Origin of the sequence: Streptomyces sp. NPDC020747 (genome assembly GCF_044334695.1) — a bacterium.
GTDB lineage: Bacteria > Actinomycetota > Actinomycetes > Streptomycetales > Streptomycetaceae > Streptomyces.
Map to the genome: position 1 here is coordinate 109867 of NZ_JBIRTJ010000002.1, position 24812 is coordinate 134678.

The 24812-nt window shown below is 71.5% G+C and carries 17 protein-coding genes and 1 pseudogene; 12 read left to right on the plus strand and 6 right to left on the minus strand.

Translation table 11 applies throughout. The features are described from left to right. Positions 1 to 6: 6 nt before the first annotated feature. The 5 genes and pseudogenes from ACH4YP_RS05610 (at position 7) to ACH4YP_RS05630 (ending at position 8737) form a co-directional block, all read left to right on the plus strand. The gene (locus ACH4YP_RS05610) at positions 7 to 2769 is read left to right on the plus strand and encodes a protein kinase (RefSeq protein WP_398489541.1); all 2763 of its coding nucleotides are present in this window, start codon (positions 7 to 9) and stop codon (positions 2767 to 2769) included. Positions 2770 to 2969: 200 nt separating this feature from the next. Beyond that, entirely contained in the window at positions 2970 to 4778 is a 1809-nt protein-coding gene (locus ACH4YP_RS05615) for a protein kinase (RefSeq protein WP_398490007.1), read from the plus strand. Positions 4779 to 4902: 124 nt separating this feature from the next. Then, positions 4903 to 6177, plus strand: a pseudogene (locus tag ACH4YP_RS05620) (serine/threonine-protein kinase); the annotation flags it as partial. 115 nt (positions 6178 to 6292) lie between these two features. Beyond that, complete coding sequence (locus ACH4YP_RS05625; RefSeq protein WP_398489543.1) at positions 6293 to 7936, plus strand: serine/threonine-protein kinase; 1644 nt, start codon at positions 6293 to 6295, stop codon at positions 7934 to 7936. A gap of 174 nt (positions 7937 to 8110) precedes the next feature. Further along, positions 8111 to 8737, plus strand: a complete 627-nt coding sequence (locus ACH4YP_RS05630) for a GntR family transcriptional regulator (protein WP_361053993.1) — start codon at positions 8111 to 8113, stop codon at positions 8735 to 8737. Positions 8738 to 8799: 62 nt separating this feature from the next. Here the strand turns inward: ACH4YP_RS05630 and ACH4YP_RS05635 are convergent, their stop codons facing one another. The 3 genes from ACH4YP_RS05635 to ACH4YP_RS05645 are packed head-to-tail and all read right to left on the minus strand — an operon-like array spanning position 8800 to position 11354. Then, positions 8800 to 9138, minus strand: a complete 339-nt coding sequence (locus ACH4YP_RS05635; protein ID WP_398489545.1) for a cupin domain-containing protein — start codon at positions 9136 to 9138, stop codon at positions 8800 to 8802. Next, positions 9135 to 9938 (minus strand): carbon-nitrogen hydrolase family protein, encoded by an 804-nt coding sequence (locus ACH4YP_RS05640; RefSeq protein WP_398489546.1) that lies wholly within the window; start codon positions 9936 to 9938, stop codon positions 9135 to 9137. The genes ACH4YP_RS05635 and ACH4YP_RS05640 overlap by 4 nt, the downstream gene beginning before the upstream one ends. A 51-nt stretch (positions 9939 to 9989) precedes the next feature. Continuing rightward, on the minus strand, positions 9990 to 11354 hold the full coding sequence (locus ACH4YP_RS05645; RefSeq protein WP_361054002.1) for an MFS transporter: 1365 nt from the start codon (positions 11352 to 11354) through the stop codon (positions 9990 to 9992). 161 nt (positions 11355 to 11515) lie between these two features. Here ACH4YP_RS05645 and ACH4YP_RS05650 point away from each other — a divergent pair, with 161 nt between their 5' ends. Further along, positions 11516 to 12202: a DUF2848 domain-containing protein gene (locus ACH4YP_RS05650; RefSeq protein WP_361054005.1), complete on the plus strand. Its 687-nt coding sequence runs from the start codon at positions 11516 to 11518 to the stop codon at positions 12200 to 12202. Between the two features lie 137 nt (positions 12203 to 12339). Here the strand turns inward: ACH4YP_RS05650 and ACH4YP_RS05655 are convergent, their stop codons facing one another. Then, positions 12340 to 13170 carry a hypothetical protein gene (locus tag ACH4YP_RS05655; RefSeq protein ID WP_361054008.1) on the minus strand — a complete coding sequence of 277 codons (831 nt, stop codon included), beginning with the start codon at positions 13168 to 13170 and terminating at the stop codon, positions 12340 to 12342. Between the two features lie 166 nt (positions 13171 to 13336). On the opposite strand from ACH4YP_RS05655, the gene ACH4YP_RS05660 reads away from it, so the two are divergent. The 4 genes from ACH4YP_RS05660 to ACH4YP_RS05675 all read left to right on the plus strand — a co-directional run bounded on the left by ACH4YP_RS05660 (position 13337) and on the right by ACH4YP_RS05675 (position 20240). Then, a complete protein-coding gene (locus ACH4YP_RS05660) occupies positions 13337 to 14827 on the plus strand; it encodes a diacylglycerol kinase family protein (RefSeq protein ID WP_361054011.1) in 1491 nt (496 codons plus the stop codon). Between the two features lie 74 nt (positions 14828 to 14901). Next, positions 14902 to 16623: a serine/threonine-protein kinase gene (locus ACH4YP_RS05665; RefSeq protein WP_361054014.1), complete on the plus strand. Its 1722-nt coding sequence runs from the start codon at positions 14902 to 14904 to the stop codon at positions 16621 to 16623. 127 nt (positions 16624 to 16750) lie between these two features. Further along, complete coding sequence (locus tag ACH4YP_RS05670) at positions 16751 to 18376, plus strand: succinic semialdehyde dehydrogenase (RefSeq protein ID WP_398489548.1); 1626 nt, start codon at positions 16751 to 16753, stop codon at positions 18374 to 18376. Between the two features lie 85 nt (positions 18377 to 18461). Next, positions 18462 to 20240 (plus strand): GMC family oxidoreductase N-terminal domain-containing protein, encoded by a 1779-nt coding sequence (locus ACH4YP_RS05675; protein WP_398489550.1) that lies wholly within the window; start codon positions 18462 to 18464, stop codon positions 20238 to 20240. Between the two features lie 127 nt (positions 20241 to 20367). Here the strand turns inward: ACH4YP_RS05675 and ACH4YP_RS05680 are convergent, their stop codons facing one another. Next, positions 20368 to 21372, minus strand: a complete 1005-nt coding sequence (locus ACH4YP_RS05680; protein ID WP_398489551.1) for an LAETG motif-containing sortase-dependent surface protein — start codon at positions 21370 to 21372, stop codon at positions 20368 to 20370. A gap of 286 nt (positions 21373 to 21658) precedes the next feature. Here ACH4YP_RS05680 and ACH4YP_RS05685 point away from each other — a divergent pair, with 286 nt between their 5' ends. Beyond that, positions 21659 to 22834 (plus strand): hypothetical protein, encoded by a 1176-nt coding sequence (locus tag ACH4YP_RS05685; protein ID WP_361054027.1) that lies wholly within the window; start codon positions 21659 to 21661, stop codon positions 22832 to 22834. Continuing rightward, positions 22831 to 23670 (plus strand): hypothetical protein, encoded by an 840-nt coding sequence (locus ACH4YP_RS05690; protein WP_398489553.1) that lies wholly within the window; start codon positions 22831 to 22833, stop codon positions 23668 to 23670. The genes ACH4YP_RS05685 and ACH4YP_RS05690 overlap by 4 nt, the downstream gene beginning before the upstream one ends. Positions 23671 to 24325: 655 nt before the next feature. On the opposite strand, the gene ACH4YP_RS05695 is transcribed toward ACH4YP_RS05690, so the two are convergent. Further along, on the minus strand, positions 24326 to 24628 hold the full coding sequence (locus ACH4YP_RS05695; protein WP_361054032.1) for a chorismate mutase: 303 nt from the start codon (positions 24626 to 24628) through the stop codon (positions 24326 to 24328). Positions 24629 to 24812 lie beyond the last annotated feature (184 nt).

Here is a 24812-nt window from a genome sequence, read left to right on the forward strand (position 1 = left end):
GGCATCGTGGACGACTATGCGGGACGGGTACTCGCCGACCGTTACCGTCTGCCGCTGCCGCCGTCGGACGAGTACGAACTCGCCGAGACCCGGGCCTTCGACACGTACAGCGGACAGGAAGTCCTGGTCCGGCAGGTGCCGTTGCCCGAGATCGTCGAGGCGGAGGTGCTCGACGCGGACGGGCTGCCCGACGGGTTCGTGGCCCGGGACGCCGGAGTGCGGCGGCCGTCCGCGCGGACCACACGGCGGCCCACCGAACCGGCGGTGCGGCGGGCGATCGAGGCCGCGCAGGCCGCGGCCCAGATCCCCGACCATCCGCGGCTCGACCAGGTCTTCGACGTGTTCGCCGAGGGCGGGTCGTTGTGGATAGTGAGCGAGATGGTGTCCGCGCGGCCACTGGCGGCGCTGCTCGCGGAGCGGCCGCTGAGTCCGTACCGGGCCGCGGAGGTGGCCTCCGACGTGCTGACCGCGCTGCGGGTGCTGCACGGCCACGGATGGGTGCACCGGAACATCACCGCGCGCACGGTGCTCGTCTGCGACGACGGGCGCGTGATGCTCACGGGGCTTGCCGCGGGGGCCGCGGAGGAGGCGCTGTGCGGGTACGACCCGGTGCCGACCGCCGACGGTGAGGGTGAGACGGGCGGCTCCGGACCGGCCGGCGGTCCGCCAGGTCGGACGGGCTCGGCCGGCCCGGCCGGTGCGGCTGGTCCCACAGGCTCGTCCGGGCCTCAGGGTCAGCTCGGTCAGCATGGGCGGCACGGGCAGTCCCAGCAGGGCGGTTCCGGTGGTGTGCCCGGTGCGCGGGTTGCCGGTGGCGGTCGTGCCGCCGTCGAGGCCGTGCCCGGAGGCGGCGGAGAGCTGTCGCCCGTCGGGCGGGCACAGGCGTCGGCCGCGGGGCAGCGGGCGCTGGACGCCGGCGGTGATGTGCGGGCCGCGCGGGCCGGGGCCATCGCGGCCTACCGCGCGGGCGCGCGGGCCGCGGCCCGGGTGCAGGAGGAAGAGCGGGGCGGCCGGAACGCGGCGTTGCCCGCGCCGCGGTCTCAGCCCGCAGAGGTCGAGGCCGAGGTCGGACAGACCTCCGGGTTCGGAGTGGAGCACACCTCGACGCCGGGGCAGATCGCCGACCCGTACGGGGTGGGGCGGTCCGGTTCCTGGCACGGCGCGGCGCCGCGTCATGGTGCGCCCGAGCTGGACGGACACGGGCAGAACCAGCCTCCCGCGCTGCCCGGGCCCGGCGCAGGAAGCAGCGGCAACGGGGGCAACGGCAGCGGAGTGCCGGGTCACGGTGACGGCTCCGGATTCCCCGGGAACGGCAACGGCGTGTCCCACCCCGGGAACAGCAACGGCATCGCCGGCCACTTCGCCAACACCTCTGGCCCCGACTACGGCACGGACCCTGCGCACACCGCGGACCTCGGCCACACCACCCACACCGCCACCGAGGCCCCCACCCAGTGGAGTCGGCTGACCGGCGCCGATCCCGCGCCCGCCGCCCATCGGGGCCCCGCCACCGCCCTGGCGGCCGAGCGGGCCCGGCAGGCGCGGATGGCTGTCGTCGGACCGGTCACCGAGCGCTGGGCGCCAGAGCAGGCCGGGCCCGTGCACGAGAACTGGCAGTTGGCGGCGCCGATTGGGCCCGCGACCGACCTGTGGGCGTTGGGGGCGCTGCTCTTCCGGGCCGTTCAGGGGCACGCGCCCTACCCCGAGGAGAACACCGCCGAGCTGGTGCAGCTGGTGTGCGCCGAGCCGCCCGCGTTCGCCGAGGAGTGCGGGCCGCTGCGGCCGGTCGTGGAGTCGTTGCTCCGCCAGGACCCCACCGAGCGGCTGGACTTCGAGGAGCTGCGCGGCTGGCTGCGTTCGCTGGTGCGGTCGGCGCCCGAGCCGGAGGCGGGGACGTACGTCGTGGCGGCGCCGCCCGTGGATCCCAAGCGGCTGCCCGTCGTGCGCCGCCGGGGCGAGCTCGTCCGCAGGCGCCGCGCCGGACTGCCCGACACCAGCCCGCACGGCCGCCACAAGCGGTCCAGGCGGGAGGCCAAGCCCCGCCGGCTCGGCCGCACGCTGCTCCTGTTGATACTGCTGGTCATGGCGGCGGCCGTTGCGTATGCCGTGGCCTTCATGCCGAAGTCCGACAACGCCGGTGAGCGGACCGGTTCCGCGGGGGACGTCGTCACTCCGACGCCGGGGCACTCGGCCGACACGGACACCGGCACGGACGGGAACGCGGGCGCGGACCCGCAGGACGAGAAGTCGCCGAGCAAGGAGAACAGCCCGACGCAGTCGTCCAGTTCCAGCACCCAGACCACCGGACCCGAGGTCGCGCAGGGCTTCACCGTGCGCAAGGACTCCGAGGGCTTCCGCGTCGCGGTCGCCAACGGCTGGGACCGGACGGGGAAGAACGGCCGCGGTCAGATCGTCTACTCCCAGGGCGACTTCGAGCTGCTGGTCGTGCCCGGCCGCGACACGACCAGTGAGTACGGCACCGATCCGATGACGTACCAGCGTGAGGACGAACGCGAGTTGCAGCCGTTCCGCGACTCGACGTGGGCCACGTCCAGCGGGATGCGGCGCATCGAGGTCGGCGGACGGACCATGGCCGAGGGGCAGTTCACCTGGCAGGACTCCCAGGGGCGCGAGGTCTTCGTACGTAATCTCGCGATCATCGTCGGCGGGCGGTACCACGTGGTGCAGGTGCTTGGTCCGGAGGCCGAGCGGGACGAGGTGACGCGGCTCTACGAGCAGGCGTCGGCGAGCTATCAGGCCACCGGCTGAGACCTGTCGGGAGACCTGTCAGGCCACCGAGTGACGTCCGACTGACGTCCGGCTGACGTCCGATTGCCGGGCGGCAAGCGCCTGTTCAGGCCCCGATGAACCGTCACAGTGCTGTCTCCGTAGGGACCCGCCGGTTCCCTGGGCGGAGGCCGGTCCCTAGTCTGACCCTGTCAAGAGCATTGCGGGGAAACGTGAATCAGATGCAGGGCCTGCTGTTGTCGGGGCGCTACCGGCTCGTCGACTCCATCGGCAGTGGCGGCATGGGCCGGGTGTGGCGCGCGCACGACGAGGTGCTGCACCGGGCCGTCGCCATCAAGGAGTTGACGGCCGCGCTCTATGCGGCGGACAGCGACCAGGCCGTGCTCCTCGCCCGGACCCGGGCCGAGGCGCGCGCGGCCGCGCGGATCAACCACTCGGCCGTCGTCACCGTGCACGATGTGCTGGAGTACGACGGCCGCCCGTGGATCGTGATGGAGCTGGTCGAGGGCGGCTCGCTCGCCGACGCGGTCAAGGAGTCAGGTCGCGTCGAGTCCCGGGAGGCGGCGCGAATCGGGCTGTGGGTGCTGCGCGCGCTGCGGGCCGCGCACGCAGCGGGAGTACTGCACCGCGACGTCAAGCCCGGCAACGTACTGATCGCCGACGACCGGCGCGTCCTGCTCACCGACTTCGGGATCGCACAGGTCGAGGGCGACACGACGATCACGCGCACCGGGGAGATCGTCGGCTCGGTCGACTATCTGGCGCCGGAGCGCGTACGCGGCCACGATCCGGGTCCTTCCTCCGATCTCTGGGCGCTCGGCGCGACGCTCTACACGGCGGTCGAGGGGAGGTCTCCGTTCCGGCGGACGACCCCGCTGACCACCATGCAGGCCGTGGTCGGCGAGGAGCCCGACGAGCTGACGCACGCCGGCGCGCTCGGGCCCGTCATCGCCGCGCTGCTGCGCAAGGATCCCGCCGAGCGGCCCGGTCCCGAGGAGGCCGAGCAGATGCTCGCCGAGGCCGCGGAGGGGCGCGCACCGAACTCGGCGCAGGCCTATGTGCCGACGGAACATGTGGCCACCTCATACGAGTCCGGTGCGTCCCCTCAGGCTCCCGAGTCGCCCACGCCCCAGGGCACGTACGGGCCGGCCCATGCCGCGTACGGGCCTCAGGGAACGTACGGTGGCCCGCAGGGTGCGCACGGGACCCAGGGAGGACCTGGCACTCCCGGCGACTCCGGCGGCCATGCCGCCTACGGCAGCCACCTCGCGCACGACACCTACGGCAGCCACGGCCGTCCCGTGCCCGACCACGTCGCCACCATGAACCAGCCGACGGCCGCCGGGACGCAGCGCCGCAAGGTCAGCACGCTCGTCCTCGTCGTCATCCTGGCCGCGCTCGTGGGCGGCGGAGGCGTCGCGGCGATGCTGTACGCGGACGGGTGGGGCAGCAAGGGCGACTCGTCGTCCTCGTCCCCCGACCCGTCCTCCTCCACGCCGTCGTCCTCGGCGGGGGAGACGGACGACGGGCAGGGGAACCAGACCCCGGGCACCGGCACCGGCGGCGTGCCGGACGGCTGGGAGCGCGTCAACGACCCCCAGGGTTTCAGCCTTGTCCTGCCCAAGGGCTGGAAGCGGCAGACCGAAGGCGCTCAGATCGACTACACGCCCGACAACGGCGAGCACTTCGTCCGCATCGCCATCGACGACTCGCCGGACTTCGACACCCCGTACACGCATCTGCTCGACCTGGAGCAGCAGTTGAACGGGCGGCTGCAGGACTACCAGCAGGTGGGTCTGGAGGAGAACACCTTCCGCGACCGCCCGGGCGGGCTCTGGGACTTCACCTGGACCGCGCTGCCGAAGGACACGGAGTTCCCCGGCCCGCGCCGGGCCAGCGAGCAGGCGTATCTCAGCCGTGACGGCGTCGAGTACGTGATCTACATGTCCGCTCCGGCGGCGGACTGGGACACCGCGAAGGAACGGTTCGACACGATCCTGCGCAGCTGGCGGCCCCCGGGCGCCCAGTGAACCCGTACGCGCCGTACGCCCCGTAAACACGGCCGGTGCGAGGCGTCACCGCGTACGTCGCTTGTCGGCCACCCGTGCCGCAGCGGCCCGGAAGGCCTCCGTCCGGTGCGGCATGATGGGGCGCATGGTGACCGAGGGGGACAACGTCCGTGTCATCGCGGGCCGTTACCGGCTGGAGGCCAGACTCGGCCGGGGCGGTATGGGCGTCGTATGGCGGGCCGCGGACCAGTTGCTCGGCAGGCAGGTCGCGGTCAAGGAACTCGTCCTCGACACCTCGCTCTCGGCTGAGGAGTCCCGGCTGCAGCGCGACCGGACCCTGCGTGAGGCGCGTGCCGTCGCCCAGTTGCGGGACCCGCACATCATCGTCGTGCACGACGTCGTCGAGCAGGACGAACGCCCCTACATCGTCATGGAGTTGATCGAGGGCGGCTCGCTCGCCGAGCGGATCTCCCGGAGCGGGCCCGTGGACGCGGCCGAGACCGCCCGGATGGGCATCGACCTGCTCGGCGCGCTGCGCAGGGCACACGGCGCGGGTGTGCTGCACCGGGACCTGAAGCCCGCGAACGTACTCCTCACCGGGGAGGGCCGGGTCGTCCTCACCGACTTCGGGATCGCCCAGGTCGCGGGGTCGACGACGCTCACCGAGAGCGGGTCGTTCGTGGGCTCGCCCGAGTACACCGCACCCGAGCGGATGTCCGGCCTCAGGACCGGCCCCGAGTCCGACCTGTGGTCGCTCGGCGCGCTGCTCTGCACCGCCCTGAGTGGCGAATCGCCGTTCCGCCGCGACTCGTTGGGCGGGATCCTGCACGCGGTGGTGGTCGACGAGATACGTCCGCCCGCGTCCGCCGCGCCCCTGCTTCCCGTCGTACGGGGCCTGCTTGAGCGCGATCCCGAGCGCAGGCTCGACGCGGTCGAGGCGGAGCGGCTGCTGCGGGCGTTTCTCGACACGGGCCGTATGCCGCCGGTGTCGCCCGGCTACAGACCGACCCGGCGGGACGCGCCGAGACCGCATCCGCAGTCGCATCCGCAGTCGCTCCACGCGCCGCGGCCTCCGTCGGACTCGCCCGTGACATCGCCGATGAGGTCCGTCGCCTCCTCGCGCTCCGCCACGCGGAACGTGCTGATCGCGGTCGCGCTCGTCGCCGCGATGGCCGTGGCGGGTGTGTCGGCCGCCGCGCTGCTGATGGACGGTGACGGGGGCAACGGGCCCTTGTCACCGACGAGTTCCGCGCCATCGTCCCGGGCGACGGTCACTACTACGACCACCGCGACAACCACATCGACGACCGGCCCGACGGCGAGCGCGCCCACGAGCCCCGCCGCGAGCCCGGGCGGCACGAGCCCCGCCCCCACTGTCACGGTGACCCGCCCAGGGTCCGGCGGAGTCGACCCCTCGGGCACGTGAGTGGCGTGGCCGCGTAAAAGGAACATAAGCGACACCGTGCGTCACGGGTCTGTGACTGGAAAGCGCCCAGGGTGGCTCGCGAAGCGCTTGCCGCGATAGGGATGGACCCATGAGCAACAACGGGGGAGCCCCATACGGACCCGACGAACCAACGAGTTTCGGCCTGCAACCGCCGCGGCCGCCGGTCGCCGTGCCGCACCCCGGGAACCCGTACGCCGCGCCCACCCAGGTCGTGCCCGACCAGCAGGCGCCGCAGGAGCCGGGCACCGGTCGGCTGATCGCGGGCCGTTACCGGCTGCTCGGCAAACTCGGGCACGGCGGTATGGGCACCGTGTGGCGGGCGAAGGACGAGACGGTGGACCGGGAGGTCGCCGTCAAGGAGCCGCGGGTACCGGACCACCTTCCCGAACGTGAACGGGACAACGCCTACGAGCGGATGCGTCGCGAGGCGCGCGCCGCGGCCCGGCTCGACCACCCGGCCGTCGTGAACGTCCACGATGTCGCGGTCGTGGACGGCCGGCCGTGGATCGTCATGGAGCTCGTACGGGGGCGTTCGCTCGGTGCCGCCCTGCAAGAGGGCACGATCGGGGCGCGTGAGGCGGCGAGAATCGGCCTCGACGTGCTGGGCGCGCTGGAATCCGCGCACGCGGCGGGCATCCTGCACCGGGACGTCAAGCCCGACAACGTCATGCTCGGCACGGGCGACCGGGTCGTCCTCACCGACTTCGGCATCGCCCAGATCGAGGGCGAGACGAACCTGACCGACACCGGCGGCTTCGTCGGCTCGCCCGAATTCATCGCACCGGAGCGGGTGTTGGGGCAGCGGCCGGGTCCGGCCTCGGACCTCTGGTCCCTGGGTGTGGTCCTGTACGCGGCCACGGAGGGCGTGTCGCCGTTCCGCCGCAGCAACACGCCGGCGACGCTCCAGTCCGTCCTCAACGCCACGCCGGCCGCGCCCAACGCGGCCACGGGACCACTGGCCGACGCCATCAACGGCCTCCTCGACAAGGACCCGGCCCGCCGCCCGGACGCCGCGCGGGTGCGCGCGCTCCTGGAGCAGGCCGCGCGTCCGCCCGAGCCCGCGCCCACGCAGGTCGTACGGATGGCGGAGCCCGGCGGCAGGTCGGTCCGGGTCGGCCGCAAGGGGTGGATCGGGATCGGTGCCGTCGTCGTCGCGGCCGCGCTCGCGGCGTACCTGGTGGTCGCGGACCCGTTCGCGGGGCCACTGCCCGACAACTGGGACAAGAAGGACCTGAAGGCGCTGGGCGCGACGATGGCGGTACCGGCCGGCTACGTGAAGACCGTGCCCAAGCCCGACGCGGCCAAGGACGAACACTGGGTCCAGTTCACCGACGCGAGCGGCAGCCTCTGGATCAGCCTCACGCTGGCCAAGAGGATCGAGGACACCAGCGGTGACATCGCCGGGTCGGCGGCGGCCGAGATGTACGACGACGACGCGAGCTACCGGCAGAGCGGCAGCTACGGCATGGACATGGACTCCGAGCCCGCTCCCAAGAGCAAGCCCGATCCGACGACGTACAAGGACCGGAAAGCGGCCCTCAACACCATCACCTACGAGACCACGGACACCGAGTCCCCGCGTCCGCGCGAGATGCAGGTCCTCTACTACAAGACCAAGTCCGGCGACATGTACAAGCTCATGATCGGCTACCCGGGCGAGGGCGACTTCACCGGGCGCGGGCGCGAGGTCGCGAAGACGGCGATCGCGAACCTGGACATCGACCGGCTCTGAACTTGTTTCCAACCCTCTGACGGCTCACGGCTCACGGCTCACGGCTCACGGCACATGGCTCGTGGCACATGGCTCACGGCGTCGGCTTCTGACAGGGGTCGGCGGCCCGGTGTCGTGCGGGAACGTGCGTGGTAGCGTCGGTATACAAACTGTATGCGATGTCTGGGGGTTGCCGTGGCGTCCGGTCGGGAGAAGGCCTACGCGTATCTCAAGGACACGGTGCTGACGGACCCCGAGATGCAGGGGGCCTTCGTGTCGGAGCAGGAGCTCGCCGACCGTATCGGTGTCTCCCGCACCCCCATCCGCGAGGCGCTGCTGCTGCTCGCCGCGGAGGACCTGGTCGAGCTCGTGCCCAAGCGCGGTGCCCGGGTGGCACCTCTGACGGGGCGGGAGGTCCGGGAGCTGATGGAGCTGCGCGGCCTCGTCGAGCGGTACGCGGCCGAGCGGCTCGTCGCGGCCGAGCGGGTGCCGCTGGACGAGCTGCGCTCCCTGCTGGAACAGCAGCGCGCGCTCACCGGCGCCGAGGAGACCCGGGAGTTCATCGCCGTGGACCACCGGTTCCACGCGTCCCTGGTCTCGGCCGTCGGCAACACCCTGCTGGACCGGCACTACGACGGCCTGCGCAGCCGCCAGGTCCGTGCTGGAGTGGTCGCCGTCTTCAACCAGCAGGGACGGCAGAAGGCGGTGCTCGACGAGCACGAGGCCATCGTGGACGCCCTCGCCGCCGGTGACGCGCGGGCCGCCTGCGCGGCCATCGACCACCACCTGCAGTCGACCCTCAAGGTGCTCCTCGACGGCTGAGATGCCTGAAGTGCCCCCGGCACGCCTCCCGGCCGCCGGGGACCTTCCCGTGTCCGCCCGGATCAGGGGTACGTGATCACCAGCATCGTCACGCCGTTCGGTGAGGTCCAGGGCCCGTGCGGCATGCCCGGGGGACGGCAGGCGTACATGCCCGCGGTGAAGGTGCGCTCCAGCGTCAGGTCGTACATCGCTCCCTCGACGAGATAGACCTCCTCCCACACGTCGTGCCGGGACACGCCCGCCGCCGAGGTGTCGGTGCCCGGCGCCCAGCGGACCAGCGCGGTGCGCCGGCCGCTTTCGGGGTCCTCGGCCAGGACGCACTCCTCGACGCCGGGTCCGGCGCCGGCCGGGGCGTGCCAGGGGCCGTCGGGGCGGTGGAACTCCAGCTCGGGCCCGCTCATCGCCACACGTCCGGCCGCCGGTTCGCCAGTACGGACGTCTTCTCCCGGACCGCGCCGACCTCCTCGACGTCCAGCTCCGTAATGAGCAGCTCCGGATCGGCGCCTAGAGAGGCGCGTACGGTTCCGTCGGGGCCGACCATCAGGCTGTGCCCGATGCCGGTCGGCACAGGGCCCGGACCGGTGCCGGGATCGGCCTGGCCGACGGCGGCGACCCAGACGGTGGTGTCCAGCGCGCGGGCCCGCACCAGCAGCTCCCACTGGTCGAGCTTGCCGGGGCCGGCTCCCCAGGAGGCGGCCAGCAGTGTGCCCACCGCCCCGGCGTCGGCGTGCGCCCGGAACAGCTCGGGGAAGCGGACGTCGTAGCAGGTGGCCAGGCCCAGCCGGACCCCGTCCACGTCGATCACGGCGGGGCGGGAACCCGCGGCGACGGTCTCGGACTCGCGGAAGCCGAAGGCGTCGTAGAGGTGGATCTTGTCGTACGACTCCTCGACCGGCTCCTCGGCGCCGGGGCCGGTGGCCAGCAGGGTGTTGGCCACCCGGCCCTGGTCGGCCGGGGTGAACATGCCGGCCACGACGACGGTGCCGGTCGCGAGGGCGATCTCGCGTACGCCGTCGGCCCACGGTCCGTCGAGGGGCTGGGCGAGCGGGGCCAGTGGCGTGCCGAAGCAGGCCATCGACGCCTCCGGGAAGACGACGACGCGGGCTCCGGCGTCCGCGGCGCGACGCGTCCACTCCTCGACGAGACGCAGGTTCTTCTCGGGGTCGGGGCCGGTGGTGAGCTGGCTGAGGGCGATCCGCACTGCGGGGCCTCCTTGTTCGGGGCGAGTCTGGGCGGGGTTGTGTGGCCGTTGTCAGCGGGGCAGGGGAAGGTCCGCCGCGGCCCGGGTCTTCGGCGCGGCGAGCTCCGCGTCCTCGTCCACGGCGGCCTCCGGGTCGCGGCCCAGCAGGACGCCCACCAGGGAGACCGCGCAGGCGAGGGCGATGTAGACGGCCAGCGGTACCCAGCTGTCGTAGGCGCTCAGCAGGGTGGTGAACAGCAGCGGGGCGATGGCGCCGCCGATGATCCCGGCCAGGGTGTACGCCAGCGAGGAGCCGGTGTAGCGCAGCCGGGGCGAGAACTGCTCGGCGATGAAGGCGGCCTGCGGTCCGTAGAGACAGCAGTGGATGACCAGGGCGACGAGGACCCCGGCGGCGAGCGGCAGCCAGGAACCGCCGGCGGCCATCGGGAAGAACACGAACGGCCACACCGCGGCGGCCACCGCGGCGACACCGTACAGCAGGCGTCGGTTGACGCGGTCGGAGAGCGCGCCGGCCAGCGGCATCAGGAAGACCTGGACCGAGGAGCCGATGAGGACGGCCGCGAGGGCGGAGCCGCGCGACATGTCGAGTTCCTGGGTGGCGTAGGTCAGCACGAAGACGGTGAACATGGCGTACAGCACGTCGGGGCCGACCCGGCACAGGATCGCGGCGGTCAGGGCGCGGGGCTGGGTGGTGAAGACCTCGCGGATCGGGGCCTCGGGCCGGGACTGCTCGGCCTCCATCGCCTTGAAGACCGGGGTCTCCTCCAGCTTGGCCCGGATCCACAGGCCGAACGCGACCAGGACGCCGGACAGCAGGAACGCCACCCGCCAGCCCCACGACTCGAACTGCGCCTCGGTCAGCAGTGCGCCGAGGGCGGCGAGCACACCGTTGGCGAGCAGGTTGCCCGCGGGCGGGCCGACCTGTGCGGCGGAGGCGTAGAAGCCCCGGCGGCGCGGGTCGCCGAACTCGCTGGACAGCAGCACGGCGCCGCCCCACTCGCCGCCGACGCCGACGCCCTGGACGAAGCGCAGCACGACCAGGGCGATCGGCGCCGCCACGCCGATCGTTCCGTAGGCGGGCAGCAGGCCGATCAGGAAGGTGGCCACGCCGATCAGGACGAGGGTGGCGATCAGCACCTTCTTGCGGCCGATCACATCGCCGAGGCGGCCGAAGACGAATCCGCCGAGGGGACGGGAGACGTAGCCGACCGCGTAGGTGGAGAACGCCAGGAGCGTGCCGGTGAGCGGGTCCTCCGACGGGAAGAACAGATCGCCGAAGACCAGGGCCGCGGCGGCGGAGTAGACGGCGAAGTCGTACCACTCCAGGGCCGTGCCGGTGAGGCTCGCGACGAAGGCGCGGCGGACGCCGGAGCGCTTCTCAGCGGCCCCGGCGTCGCTCTTCGGGGTGTCGTGCATGGTGCCCATCCTTGCTCGGGGACATCGACCTTCCGGCATACTTCTTGTATACAGGTCGTATGCGCAAGCCCCGCGCCGGAAGTCGACCGCGGAGAAATCAGGATCCGTAGACCCCCTTCCCGATGCCCGTTTCCTGTTCCCCGATCCCTGGGAGTGCCCTCATGGCCGTGCTGACCTTCGAACTGCCCGACGGATCGACGCGTGAGGTCGATGTCGTCCAGGTCCTCAACGCCGGGTACGCCGGGCGCAGCCAGGACGATGTCGCCGCGCACGTCGCGGAGCTCGCCGAGCTGGGTGTGCCGGGCCCGTCCGTGACGCCGGCGCTCTACCCCGTCTCCCCGTACCTCGCCCAGCAGACCGAGCGGGTCGCGGTCCAGCACGGCCGCACCTCAGGCGAGGCGGAGTGGGCGCTGGTCGTCGCGGAGGGCGGGGAGCTGCTGCTGACGGCGGCCTGCGACCACACCGACCGCGACCTGGAGGTGCACGGGGTGGCGTGGAGCAAGAACGCCGGCCCCGACGTCCTCGCCCGCCGCGCCTGGCGCCTGGCCGACGTGGAGTCCCGCATCGACGAGCTCACCCTGCGCGCCTGGGTCAGCCACGACGGCACCGAGACCGAGATCCAGGCCGGGACGCTCGCCGAACTCCTCACCCCGGGCTACTGGGTCGACGTCCTGCGCTCCCGCGGCGAGCTGACACCCGGGACCGTCCTGATCTCCGGCACCATCCCGATGGCTCCCGGCGTCGACCAGTTCGCCGACGGCTGGCGTGTCGAACTGGCCGACCCGGCCGGCGGCGACGCGATCAGCCTCGCCTACGACGTCCGGCCCATGCCGCAGCCCATCGGCTGACACGTCAACCACGGGAGGGCGGGCCGGTGAACCCGGCCCGCCCTCATCGTGCGTACTGCCTTGTGTGTCCTACGCGCCTCAATGGCGTCGCCCCAACAGGCTCCGCCTCAACAGGCTCCGCCCCAACAGGCGTCGGCTCAGCCGAGCTTCGCCGTCTGGGCCTTGATCAGGGCGGCCGGTACGTCGTAGTCGGAGACCTTGGCGTCATCGGCGAACGCGGCCAAGCTGATCGAGTAGTACGTGGCGACCGTGTTCCCGTGCCGCGCGACCTCCGCGTGCACGACCGGGTCGCCGTCGGAGTCCGCGGTCACCGCGAACGCCAGCGACTCGTCGCCGTTCCCCGAGGCCTTCTCCGCCTCGACCTTCTTGAACTTCTGGGGCTCTTCCTTGGCCGTGGCCGTGAAGCCGCCGCCGCAGCCCTCGATCGCGGCGGAGAGCGAGGACATGGTCTCCTTCGCGCCGTCGCCCTCGTACGAGGACAGCGAGACGATGGTCATCGTCGAACCGAGGGCGTCGGTGATCGAGTTCATCGCGGCCTCCATCTCCTCCTCCGTCATGTCCTCCAGGTCCTTGGTGGGGGACTCGCTCGCCTTGGCCGTCGGGTCCTCCTGGGCCATGCGATTGACGTACGAGGCCGAGTCGCCCGGCGCGAAGCCGGTGAGGACGTACGCGAGGGGCGCGCACTTCTCGTCGACGACCTTGATCTCCTCCTTGGAGGAGGCGAACTGCTCGGACTGGTCGGCCGGGCCGACCTTGTAGCCCTTGACGTCGGCCGTCGCGATGATGAGCTTGTCCAGCTCACCCTTGGCGAGGGTCTTCGCTGCCGCGGCCGGCTCCTTGCCCGCGGCCTTGTCGTCCTTGCCCGATCCGGAGTCGGAACCGCTGTCGGAGCAGCCGGTCACCAGGGCGAGCGAGAGGACGGACACAACGGCTGCGGCGCCGGGACGAGGCAGCGCGAGTCTCTTCATTATTCGAATGTTCCTTCGGTGGTATTGCGGTGAAACTGGGAGTCTGAGGGCGGGTCAAGAAAACGTCAAGCCGGTCCCGGAACGGCATACTGCTCAGCACCGACGGACAACAGGGACGACAGCCGCCGACCCTCCCCGCGGCTTCCTGTGGAGAGAGGTGACGGGCGTGGGCCTGGATCTCGACGTGCGCGCGCACGCACGCCAGCGGTGGGCGGCGCGCGGTGCCCTGGCGGCGGCCGGCCTCGCCGTACTGCTGCCGATCGGATTCGCCAGGGCCGCGAGCGTGCTGCTCGTCGTGGTCGGGGTGCTCGGTACGGCGGTCACGGTCGCCGCGCTCTGGTGGGTGCTGACCCTCCGGGGGCCGGCCCGGGCCGCGGCCGGGGTGCTGGCACTCGCGACACCGGCCACGGTCATCGGGCTCTTCGCCGCCGCGAACCTGCTGTGGGTCGTCGTGGTGTCCCTGGCGCTGTGGGGCTTCGCCGTCTGGGCCGGGAAGTTCGCGCTCAGCCTGACCAAGTCGCATGCCGTGCGGGTGTCCGAGCACCGGACCCCCGCCCCCGCCAGGCCCTTCCTCATCATGAATCCGCGGTCCGGTGGCGGGAAGGTCGAGCGGTTCGGGCTGAAGGAGAAGGCCGAGCGGTTCGGAGCGCGCGTCCACCTCCTCGACCCCGAGCACAAGGAGGACGTCACCGAACTCGCCCGGCGGGCCGTCGCCGACGGCGCCGATCTGCTCGGCGTCGCGGGCGGGGACGGCACACAGGCGCTGGTCGCCGCGGTCGCCGCCGAGCACGACATCCCGTTCCTCGTCGTCTCCGCCGGGACCCGGAACCACTTCGCCATGGACCTCGGGCTCGACCGGAACGACCCGGCCGCCTGTCTCGACGCGCTCACCGCCTCGGGGGTCGAGGTCCGTGTCGACCTCGGCTTCGCCGACGGGCACCCCTTCGTCAACAACGCCTCGTTCGGGGCGTACGCGGTGGTCGTGCAGAGCCCCGAGTACCGGGACGACAAGGTGCGTACGACGCTGGAACTGCTGCCGGAGCTGCTCACGCACCAGCGGGGGCCGCTGCTGACCGCCCGGATCGAGGAGACGGGCGGGACCGCCGGGACAGGCACGCCGAGTGGGGCGGGCACACCGAGCGAGACCGGAATGTCGAGTGGGGCGGAGGAGGCGGCCGGGGTGGCCGTCATCGACGCGCCCCAGGCTCTCCTCGTGAGCAACAACCCCTACCGCATGGACGATCCGGCGGGCCTCGGCTACCGGGAGCGGCTGGAGTCGGGCCTCCTCGGCGTCCTCGGCATCAAGGTGGAGAACGCGGCCGAGGCGGCAGGGCTGCTGCTGGGGGTGCACTCCACCGGGCTCACGGTGCTCACGGCCCGCGAGGTGGTCGTCGACGCCGACCGCCCCGAGATCGAGGTCGGCGTGGACGGCGAGGCCTTCGTCCTGCCCACCCCGGTGCGGTGCCGTATCGCACCCGGCGCGCTGCGGGTGCGCGTCCCCTGGAACCGGCCGGGCGTGCCGGAGACCAAGCCGCCGATGGACTGGCGCCGGCTGCGCAAGCTAGCGGCGGCGGTGGGCCGTACGGCACTCCCCAAGCACCGGGCCCTGCCCAGGGACGAGCCTCTGCCCGAGAACCGGACCCCGCCCACCGCATGACCCACCGCATGACCCTCCGTTTGACCCCCAACACGACATCGACAAGCTCAGGCCCCGCACGGTACTGATGGGGCATGAGCGATGACGGGGGGCGGCTGATCGGCGGCCGCTACCGGCTGGCCGAGCGCATCGGCTCCGGCGGCATGGGCACCGTATGGCGGGCCGTCGACGAACTCGTGGAGCGGGACGTCGCGGTCAAGGAGCCCAGGCTGCCCGGCGATCCGCAGGACGCGGCCCACCAGCGCGCGTACAACCGGCTGCAGCGGGAGGCGCGGGCGGCGGCGCGTGTGGAACACCCGGCGGCCGTCGCCATCCATGACGTGGTCGTGGAGGACGGACTTCCCTGGATCGTCATGGAGTTGATCCGCGGCGAGTCCCTCCACGAGGTACTGCGGCGCGGCGCGCTCCCGCCCGCCGAGACCGCCCGGATCGGGCTCGCCGTCGTGGGCGCGCTGAAGGTCGCGCACGCCAAGGGCATCGTGCACCGTGACGTGAAGCCGGCCAACGTGCTGCTCGGACAGCACGGCCGCGTCGTGCTCACCGACTTCGGCATCGCCCACATCCAGGGCGAGGAATCCATCACGATGAGCGGGGAGTTCGTCGGCTCCCTCGAGTTCATCGCACCCGAGCGGATGTCCGGCCGCGGCGCCGGCCCGGCCGCTGACCTGTGGTCCCTCGGCGTCTGCCTGTACGCGGCCGTGGAGGGCTGGTCCCCCTTCCGGCGTACGACGCTGGAGTCGACCCTCGCCGCGATCCTGTCCGCCGAGCCGCCGGAACCGAAGCAGGCGGGGCCGCTCGGCGCCCTGATCGTGCGGCTCCTGGCGAAGGACCCGGACGAGAGACCGGACGCGGACGAGGTCGTCGTCGCACTGGAGGCGGTGGCGGAACGGTGGCCGGTACCGGCTCCGGCTCCACGGGAAGATCTGACGATCCCTCAGGACACCTCCGCGTTACGGGAGTTCGCGGACGACTCGGGGACGGTGCGGCTCGCCAGGCCCTCCGCCTCGGACGAGGCGCCGGAGAAGTCGAGGTCGTCGGAGTCGCCCGTCCGGCCGGAGACGGCCACCCCCTCCGAGTCGACCGCCTCCTCCGACATATCCGCCCCGTCCGAGGGCACCCGGGCCGACCCCGTCCCCGTACGCCCCAGGCGCAAGCGCTCCACCGCGCGTCTCGTGGCCGGAGTCCTCGCCGGTGCCCTCCTCGTCGCGGGTGGTGTCTGGGCCGGGACCTCGCTCACCGACGACAGCGCGACCGCCGAAGGGGGCAAGCCGTCGGTGGCCCCGAACTTGCCCATTCCCAAGGACAGTTGGGTCGCCAACGAGGAGCCGGACCTGAACGCCGTCCTCTCCCTCCCCAGGCAGTACGTGCGCTTCCACGAGCAGGGCGGCCCCGACGACCAGCCGCGCATGGCCATCTACGACAACGACGAGGTCGTCCAGGTCCGACTCACCCTGTGGGACGAGGCGCCGCGCTCGCCGATGGGCCAGGCGAAGGACTCGGCCGAGACATGGGCCGGCTACGGGGAGTCGCGGACGCAGTACACGAAGACGTCCTTCCACGGGAACGAGGCCGTGCTCGTCGACACGACCTACGAGACCGAGGGCAGGCTGGTGCGCGTCATGGAGCTGATGATCCTTACCGACGACAGCCGGCTGTACGAGCTGCGCGTCGACATGCCGAAGGGGACGGCGAACGAGAAAAGGGGCACGGAGGTGTTCAAGGGGGCGCGGGACCGGCTGAAGATCGGCGGGTCGAGGAAGTGGTCGCCGCGCTCCGATATTTCGGCCGGCCCCTGATCGTCGCCGGACGACTCCCTGATCAGGCCATTCATTGCCAGTGATCGCTGGCGTCGTGTGTGTACTCGGTGAAACCCTGTTACCGCCGGGTACCCAAAGCGGCGGGCCCGGGCATACGCTGCGGGCCATGACCGACTCGCAGGCCCCGGCACAGGCCCCGGAAAAGACCGGCACCAACCCCCTCGCGCCCGCCCCCGAGGGCGCCCGCACGGCTGCTGACGTGGTCACGCCGGAGCTGATCGCACAGCTCACGCGTGGCGTGGTCGGTTCGGGCCGCACCGCCAACCACACGCCGTTCACGGGCGAGAAGCTGGCCGACCTGCCCGAGTCCACCCCCGAGGACGTGGAACGGGCCTACGAGAAGGCCCGCGCCGCCCAGGCCGTCTGGGCCCAGACCCCGGTCAGGCAGCGCGCCGCCGTCCTCCTCCGCTTCCACGACCTGGTGCTCGCCCGCCAGGCCGAGGTGCTGGACCTCATCCAGCTGGAGACCGGCAAGGCCCGGCTGCACGCCCACGAGGAGGTGCAGGCCGTCGCCGTGGCGGCCCGCCACTACGGCCGCAAGGCCGCCTCGTACCTCAGGCCCAAGCGCCACGCGGGCGCCGTGCCGACCCTCACCAAGGTCACCGAGCTGCGCCACCCCCGGGGCGTCGTCGGCCAGATCGCCCCCTGGAACTACCCGCTCGAACTCTCCGTCGGCGACGCGATCCCCGCCTTCGTCGCGGGCAACGCCGTCGTCATGAAGCCCGACACCGAGACCTGCCTCACCGCCCTGTGGGCCCGTGACCTGCTGATCGAGGCGGGCCTGCCGGCCGACGTCTTCCAGGTCGTCCTGGGCGAGGGGCCGGTCGTCGGCCCGGAGGTCGTCAAGCGCGCCGACTACGTCTCGTTCACCGGCTCCACCCGCACGGGCCGCGAGGTCGCCCAGAGCGCGGCGGCCCGTCTGGTCGGTGTCTCCCTCGAACTCGGCGGCAAGAACGCCATGTTGGTCCTTGAGGACGCCGACATCGACAAGGCGGCGGCCGGTGCGGTCCGCGCCTGCTTCTCGTCCGCGGGCCAACTCTGCATCTCCATCGAGCGGTTGTACGTCCACGAGTCGATCGCGGACGCCTTCGTGGAGCGGTTCGCCACACGCACCAGGGCGATGCGGCTCGGCAAGTCCCTCTCGTACGGCGCCGAGATGGGCTCGCTGGTCGGTGAGCGCCAGCTGGAGACGGTGACCCGGCACGTCGAGGAGGCGGTCTCCAAGGGCGCCAGGCTCGTCGCGGGCGGTGTGGCACGGCCGGACATCGGCCCGTACTTCTTCGAGCCCACGATCCTGGACGGCGTCGAGGCGCCGATGGCGGTCTGCAACGAGGAGACCTTCGGCCCGGTCGTCTCCATCTACCGCTTCAAGGACGAGGACGAGGCGGTCGAACTCGCCAACTCCACGCCGTACGGCCTCAATTCGTCGGTGTGGACGAAGGACGGCCGCCGCGGCGCCGACGTCGCGGCCCGCCTGCGCACCGGCACGGTCAACGTCAACGAGGGCTACGCGCCCGCCTACGGCAGCGTCCAGTCCCCGATGGGCGGCATGAAGGACTCCGGCCTCGGCCGCCGCCACGGCTCCGAGGGCATCCTCAAGTACACCGAGGCCCAGACGGTGGCCCAGCAGCGCCTGCTGCCCATGGCCCCGTCCCTCGGCATGGACGACGAGGGCTACGCCCGGTTCATGAGCCGCAGCCTGAGGCTGATGAAGGCATTCCGGTTCCGTTAGAAGTCCTTTGTCGTTCAGGGGCGTCTTTCAGGGGCGCGAGCCACCACAGAGCACCCGCACTGCACACTCAAAGGGGAGAAGGCACGTGCCTCAGGACGCTTACGACTACGACGTCATCGTCGTCGGCTCCGGCTTCGGCGGATCCGTCACAGCCCTGCGCCTCACGGAGAAGGGCTACCGCGTAGGCGTCCTGGAGGCGGGCCGCCGCTTCACCCGCGAGTCCCTCCCCAAGAACTCCTGGGACCTCAAGAACTACCTCTGGGCGCCGAGACTCGGCATGTACGGCATCCAGCGCATCCACCTCCTCGGCAACGTCATGGTCCTGGCGGGCGCAGGTGTCGGCGGCGGCTCGCTCAACTACGCCAACACCCTCTACGTACCGCCGAAGACGTTCTTCGAGGACCCGCAGTGGAAGGACATCACCGACTGGCAGGAGGAGTTGAAGCCGTACTACGACCAGGCCCGGCGCATGCTCGGCGTACGGCTCAACCCGACCATGACGCCCTCGGACGTCCACCTCAAGGCAGCCGCCCAGCGGATGGGCGTGGGCGACACCTTCCACATGGCACCGGTCGGCGTCTTCTTCGGTGACGGCGAGGACGCCGACGGGACCGCGAAGGCGGGGCCCGGACAGCAGGTCGACGACCCGTACTTCGGCGGGGTGGGGCCGGCCCGCAAGGCATGCGCCGAGTGCGGCGAGTGCATGACGGGCTGCCGGCACGGCGCGAAGAACACCCTCAACGAGAACTACCTCTACCTCGCGGAGAAGGCGGGCGCGGTCGTCCACCCGATGACGACCGTCATGTCGGTCACCGACGACTCGCAGGGCGGCTACGCCGTCGCGACGCTCCCGACGGACGAGAAACGCAAGGGCGAGGGCCGGACCTTCAAGGCCCGCCGGGTCGTCCTCGCCGCCGGCACGTACGGCACCCAGACCCTGCTGCACCGCATGAAGTCGAGCGGCCAACTCCCGTACCTGTCCGGCAGGCTGGGCGAGCTGACCCGTACCAACTCCGAGGCCCTGGTCGGCGCGCAGACCGACAACCGCCGCTACCGGAAGGCCACCGGCGAGGCGAAGGTCGACTTCACGCGCGGAGTCGCGATCACCTCGTCGGTCCACCCGGACGAGAACACCCACATCGAGCCCGTCCGCTACGGGAGGGGCTCGAACTCGATGGGCAGTCTGTCGATCCTCCAAGTCCCCTACACGGAGGGCTCGTCGAGGGTGCTGGGCTGGCTGGTCAACGCGGTGAAGCACCCCACCCTCGTGGCCCGCTCGCTCTCCAACCGCCGCTGGTCGGAGCGGACCATCATCGGCCTGGTGATGCAGTCCCTCGACAACTCCCTGACGACGTACCTGAAGCCGAAGGGCGCGGGCAAGGGCCTGCTCACGGCCAGGCAGGGCCACGGCGCCCCCAACCCCAAGCAGATCAAGGCGGCTTCGGAGTCGGCCTCCGCGATCGCCGCGGAGATCAACGGTTTCCCCGGCTCGAACGTCGGCGAGCTGATGGGCACCCCGCTCACCGCCCACTTCCTGGGCGGCTGCCCGATCGGCGCGTCGGCCGCCGAGGGCGTCATCGACCCGTACCACCGGCTGTACGGACACCCCGGCATCTCGGTGGTCGACGGCGCCGCGGTCTCGGCGAACCTGGGCGTCAACCCCTCGCTCACGATCACCGCGCAGGCGGAGCGGGCGATGTCGTACTGGCCCAACAAGGGCGAGGCGGACCCGCGTCCGGCGCAGGGGGCCGCGTACGAGCGCCTGAAGCCGGTCGAGCCCCTCGCACCCGCCGTCCCCGCGGACGCCTTCGGCGCGCTGCGCCTGCCGTTCCTGGGAATACCGACGGTGCCGCCGAAGAAGTAACTCCCGCCGTACCGCGTGCAATCGGCGACCGGAAACGACGAAGGACCTGCGCCCCCCTCCGAGCGCAGGTCCTTCGTTTCTTGCGTGAAGCGTTGGTTCGCGTGAAGCGAGTTACGCCCTACGCGTCCTAGGCGTCGGCGCCGGCCTTGCGGCGGCGGACGACGAACACCGCACCGGCACCGGCGACGACGGCGGCGCCGCCGACGAGACCGATGGTCGGCAGGGCGGAGCTGGAGCCGGTCTCGGCGAGGTTGCCGGTCGGCAGCTCGGAGACGTTGCCCTGCGGCTTCTTCACCGGGTCCTTGCTGTCGTTGTCACCCGGCTCGGCGGTGCCCGGGCTCGGGTTGGCGGAGCCGGCCTTCAGCACCTCGAAGTCGTACTGCGCCCAGCCCTCGGCGATGCAGTCCTGGCCCTTGATGTTGTCCAGGTAGGCGCCGGAGCCGAAGGAGTACGAGTCACCGGCCGGAGCGCCCTTGTCGACGCTGAAGCGCAGGGCGACCTTCTCGCTCGCCTTCGCCTTCAGGGACTCGACGTAGAAGAAGTAGTCACCGGCCCAGTTCTCGTCGCCGATCCGCTCCCACTTGCCGGACTCGGTGTTCTTGAACTCCAGCGTGACGTACGGGCTCAGGAACTTCGCCTCGTCGAGCTCGTAGTTCTCGATCTCGGCGTAGAAGGCGACACCCTTGATGTCGGCCTTCGACTCGTTGGTGACGACCAGGTTGAAGTTGTGGAAGCCGTCGCCCGCGACGATCTTGCCGGGCAGACCCTTGATGTCCGCGGAGACCTTGGCGTCGCCGTAGTTCTCGTCGAGGTCCTCGCAGTAGGGGACGTCCGGGTCGGGCTCCTCGCTCGGCTCGGGCGTCGTGGTCGGCGACCCGGTGGGCGTCGTGGTGTTGCTCGGGGTCGTGGTGGAGGTCGGCGTGCCCGAGGGGGTCTGGGTGACCGGCGTCGTCGTCGGCGTGGCCGTCGGCGTCCCGGACTCGGTGGTCGCAGTCGCGGTCGGCGTCGTGGTCGCGGACTCGGTCCCGGTCGGAGTCGGGTCGGTCGCGAAGGCGGCAGGAGCCGACAGCAGCGCGAGTGGAGCTATGACAGCCGTCGTGGCCGCAGCGGCCATGACACGGCGAAGCTTCATGAAGACCTCGAAGAGTCCGGCGTACCGCAGCGTTGCGGCACGAGATGTTGGGAGGCCTCCGCGTGCGGAGTACGCGGGTACGGCCGTTGGTTCCGCAAGTGAGACCTGTGACTCCTGTAAAGGGTTGCCTCCGAACTCACAGAATTTTTATGTGGGCTGGGTCACAGTCGGCCCGGACTTGTGAACTCCCTTGCCTACGCCTTAGAACTGTCCATCGTTTGTTCGTCGAGTAATTCGAAGAAAACGTCGATCCGCGGGTCGATCACGGGGGAGGGGCGCGAGCGCCATGGCCGAGAAGCCGTCGGAGAAGACACCCGAGGAACCTGAGGGGGCCGGGCAGTCCGGAGAGTCCATACCGGACGACGTGTGGGCGCAGTTCGTCCAGGACAGCGAGCGGGACATCTATACGTCCGAGGCGCCCAAGGAGCCGTCCGCGCGGGCCCGGATGGTGACCGAACGGCTGCGGCAGCAGGAGGCGCGCGGCGAGCTGCCCCCGGGGTGGCGCACCGGGCCCGCCTGGCAGGAGATGAACGGGCGGGCGGCCCGGCGCCGCAAGGTGTGGACGATCATCGGCGTGGTGCTCGCGATCGTGGCGGCCGTGGTGGCCATGAAGCCGTCCCTGCTGCCGGGTGACCTGTTCGGCACCGGCACGGACGAGGGCACGCAGTCGGCGAACCCGCTGCCCGACGAGACCGCGGCCCCGTCGAGCGCCCCCTCCGCGGCGCCCGGAACGCCCACGCTGGACGAGCCGTTCGCCGGCTCCCCGGCAGTGCGGTACGCCGACGGCGCCGCCGGAATCGTCCTGCCGGAGGCCAAGCCGGTCGGCGCGTTCGGCAAGGACCAGGTGGCGAAGGCCCTGGCGCAGACCAAGTCCCTGCTCGTCGACACGAACATCGACCGCAAGACCCTGCTCGGGGGCACCCCCGAGACCACGCTCGACAAGATCCTCGACCCCAAGCAGCCGGACGTGATCGACGACGCGAAGTCCTGGCTCCGCACGCCCGGCAAGGACAGCGACCCGCTCTGGCTCTTCAGCCGTTTCGACCCGGACGAGGTGCGGCTCGTCGGCGACGTGGTCAAGACCCGTGGCCGTACGACCTTCAAGGCGGGCAAGGACGGTGGCGTCGCCATCCACGCCGACTACACCTTCGTCTACCCGCTGGCCCTGGCGGACCCGGACGCCACCGAGGTCTCCCGCACCATCGTCCGCCGCGTCCTGGACCTGGAACTCCTCAACCCGGCGAAGTACGAGGTCACCCCGGGCAGGCTCTCGGTCAACCGCCACGACCTGGATCTCGCCAACTCCGCCTGTGACGTCTACGACGGCTTCCTGCACCCGCAGTTCGACTCGGTCGATCCCACCGGCGCCCCGCCGAGCGGGCCCACGACCGACCCGTACGACCGCAGCCGGGACATCGGCAAGTCCGGGTCGGAGGAGTGTGGGACGGTGTCCCGGACATGAGCACGGACATGGGTACGGGCGTGAAGGCGGGCGTGAGCAAGAGGATCGTGCGGACCCTCGTGGCCGCTTCGGTCGTGGCAGGCATCGGATGCGCCTCGGGGTGCGCGGGCGGCGACGACAAGGACAAGAAGGCGGCACGGACGTCGGCCGCCGCAAAGCAGGCCGGCGAGTCGAAGGAGAAGGCGGAGGGGGACGCGGGGTCGAAGGACGGGGCGAAGGACGGGGCGAAGGCTCCGGCCAAGGACTCTTCGGCCGCCCCGGACACGGACGAACCCCTGACCCGGGCCCGGTTGAAGAAGGCCGCGCTCGTGACGGGTGACGTCAAGGGCTACAAGGTCGAGGGGGCCGGATCCGCCGATCTCCAGGGGGCGTCCTCCCCGGCGGGCCCGGCCAAGTGCCAGCCGGTCGCGGACATGTTCCTGTTCACCACCGACCCGGTCTCGCGGACCTCCCTCAGCTGCGGCGTCACCGCCAAGGACGAGACGAACGCCTCGGTGACCACGCTCGCGCTCCTCTCGTACGGGTCCGACGAGGCGGACGACGTGCTCGCCGGCCTGCGCAAGGCGACGGGCGAGTGCACCGAGTACCGGTACGTCGGCTACAAGTACTCCGGGGTCAACGCGCTGGCCGATCCGAAGCTGGGCGACGAGTCCGTCGCGTTCCGGCTGGTCGCCTCCATCGAGGGGGCGGAGGTCCCGGCCGCGTACACGGTCGTGCGGGACGGTTCGACGCTGGTGGCCTTCAGTTCGATGAACATGCTGGACACCGACGAGGTCGAGGTCCCTGTCGAACTCGTCGAGGCGCAGCTCGCCAAGCTGAAGAGGACGACGGCCTGACAGGACGGCAAGGCCGGGGACCCGGGACCGGCCGCACGGCGTACCGGACAGGCGAAGGGCCCCGCGGACAACCGCGGGGCCCTTCGTGGTCAGCACCGACGTCAGGGCAGCGTCGGTGCCTGCGGGACGGCGCCGGGGGGTGCGCCGTTTACTGGCTTCTCCGCCCGGTCGGCGCCCCGGCGCACGAGGGGAGTGCGCGTGGTATCGACCAATGGCGGTAAGACGATCCAATGCCGCTGTCTGCTCTGGGACTTTGGGGTGGTTCCAGACATCGTGCTCGATGGGCCGCGGCCTCCGCAACCGTTTCGACCGCCCTTGCACAGATTCCGCCGGTCGGCTCCGAGCGTCCCCGGAGCCGACCTCTCTTGGGTGACCGGGCTGCTGTCCCCTGCCGTCCGGTCACTTCTCTGGAACGAGGTCCCACGGCGCACGTCCGTACGCCTCATCGTTCCAGCGGAGCCACGCGTGGTTCTTCGGGCCCGCCCCTGGCTGGCACGGACACCGGGACCAACGAAGCCCGCCGCGGGGCGGTCACGCGCCGTACGGGTGAGAGGACATGCGTACGTGCGTGCACCGGACGTCCGTCGTACACGGATGTCGTACGTGGATCCCGTACGCCCTCAGCATCGTCGGAGGCGGTCTTCGGAGGCGGTCTTCATACGCGGCCCCGGCACAGCTCCAGGAGGGTCATCGCGAGCGAGGTGCCCGGCTTGCCGAGCGCGTCCCTGTAGTGGCCGAGGACGTCCATCTCGCGGGACAGGTTCACGCGGCGGCCTCCGGAGGCGATCCGGGCCTCCTGGATGACCGCCGAGATGGCCATGCGCTCCTGGACGAGGCCGATGATCCGGTCGTCGAGGGCGTCGATGCGTTCGCGGGCGCCGGTGATGACGTCGGCGGCCTCTTCGGTGCGGGCGCCGGTCTTGTCGGTGGAGGTGTTCGTGGCGGCGGCTGTGCTCATCTCGGGGGTTCCTCTTCGGGTGGGGTGCCCCGGAGCGGCAAGGTCCGGAAACCGCGAGGCGCCCCGGGCCTTGTCGGCCCGGGGCGCCTGGGAAGTCGCTTGTCAGTTGCTCAAGCAGCACGACCATGGCAGCCGGTGGGCCGGTTGCCATAGGTAAAGACGAAGGTCTCGTGCGTGAGCATGG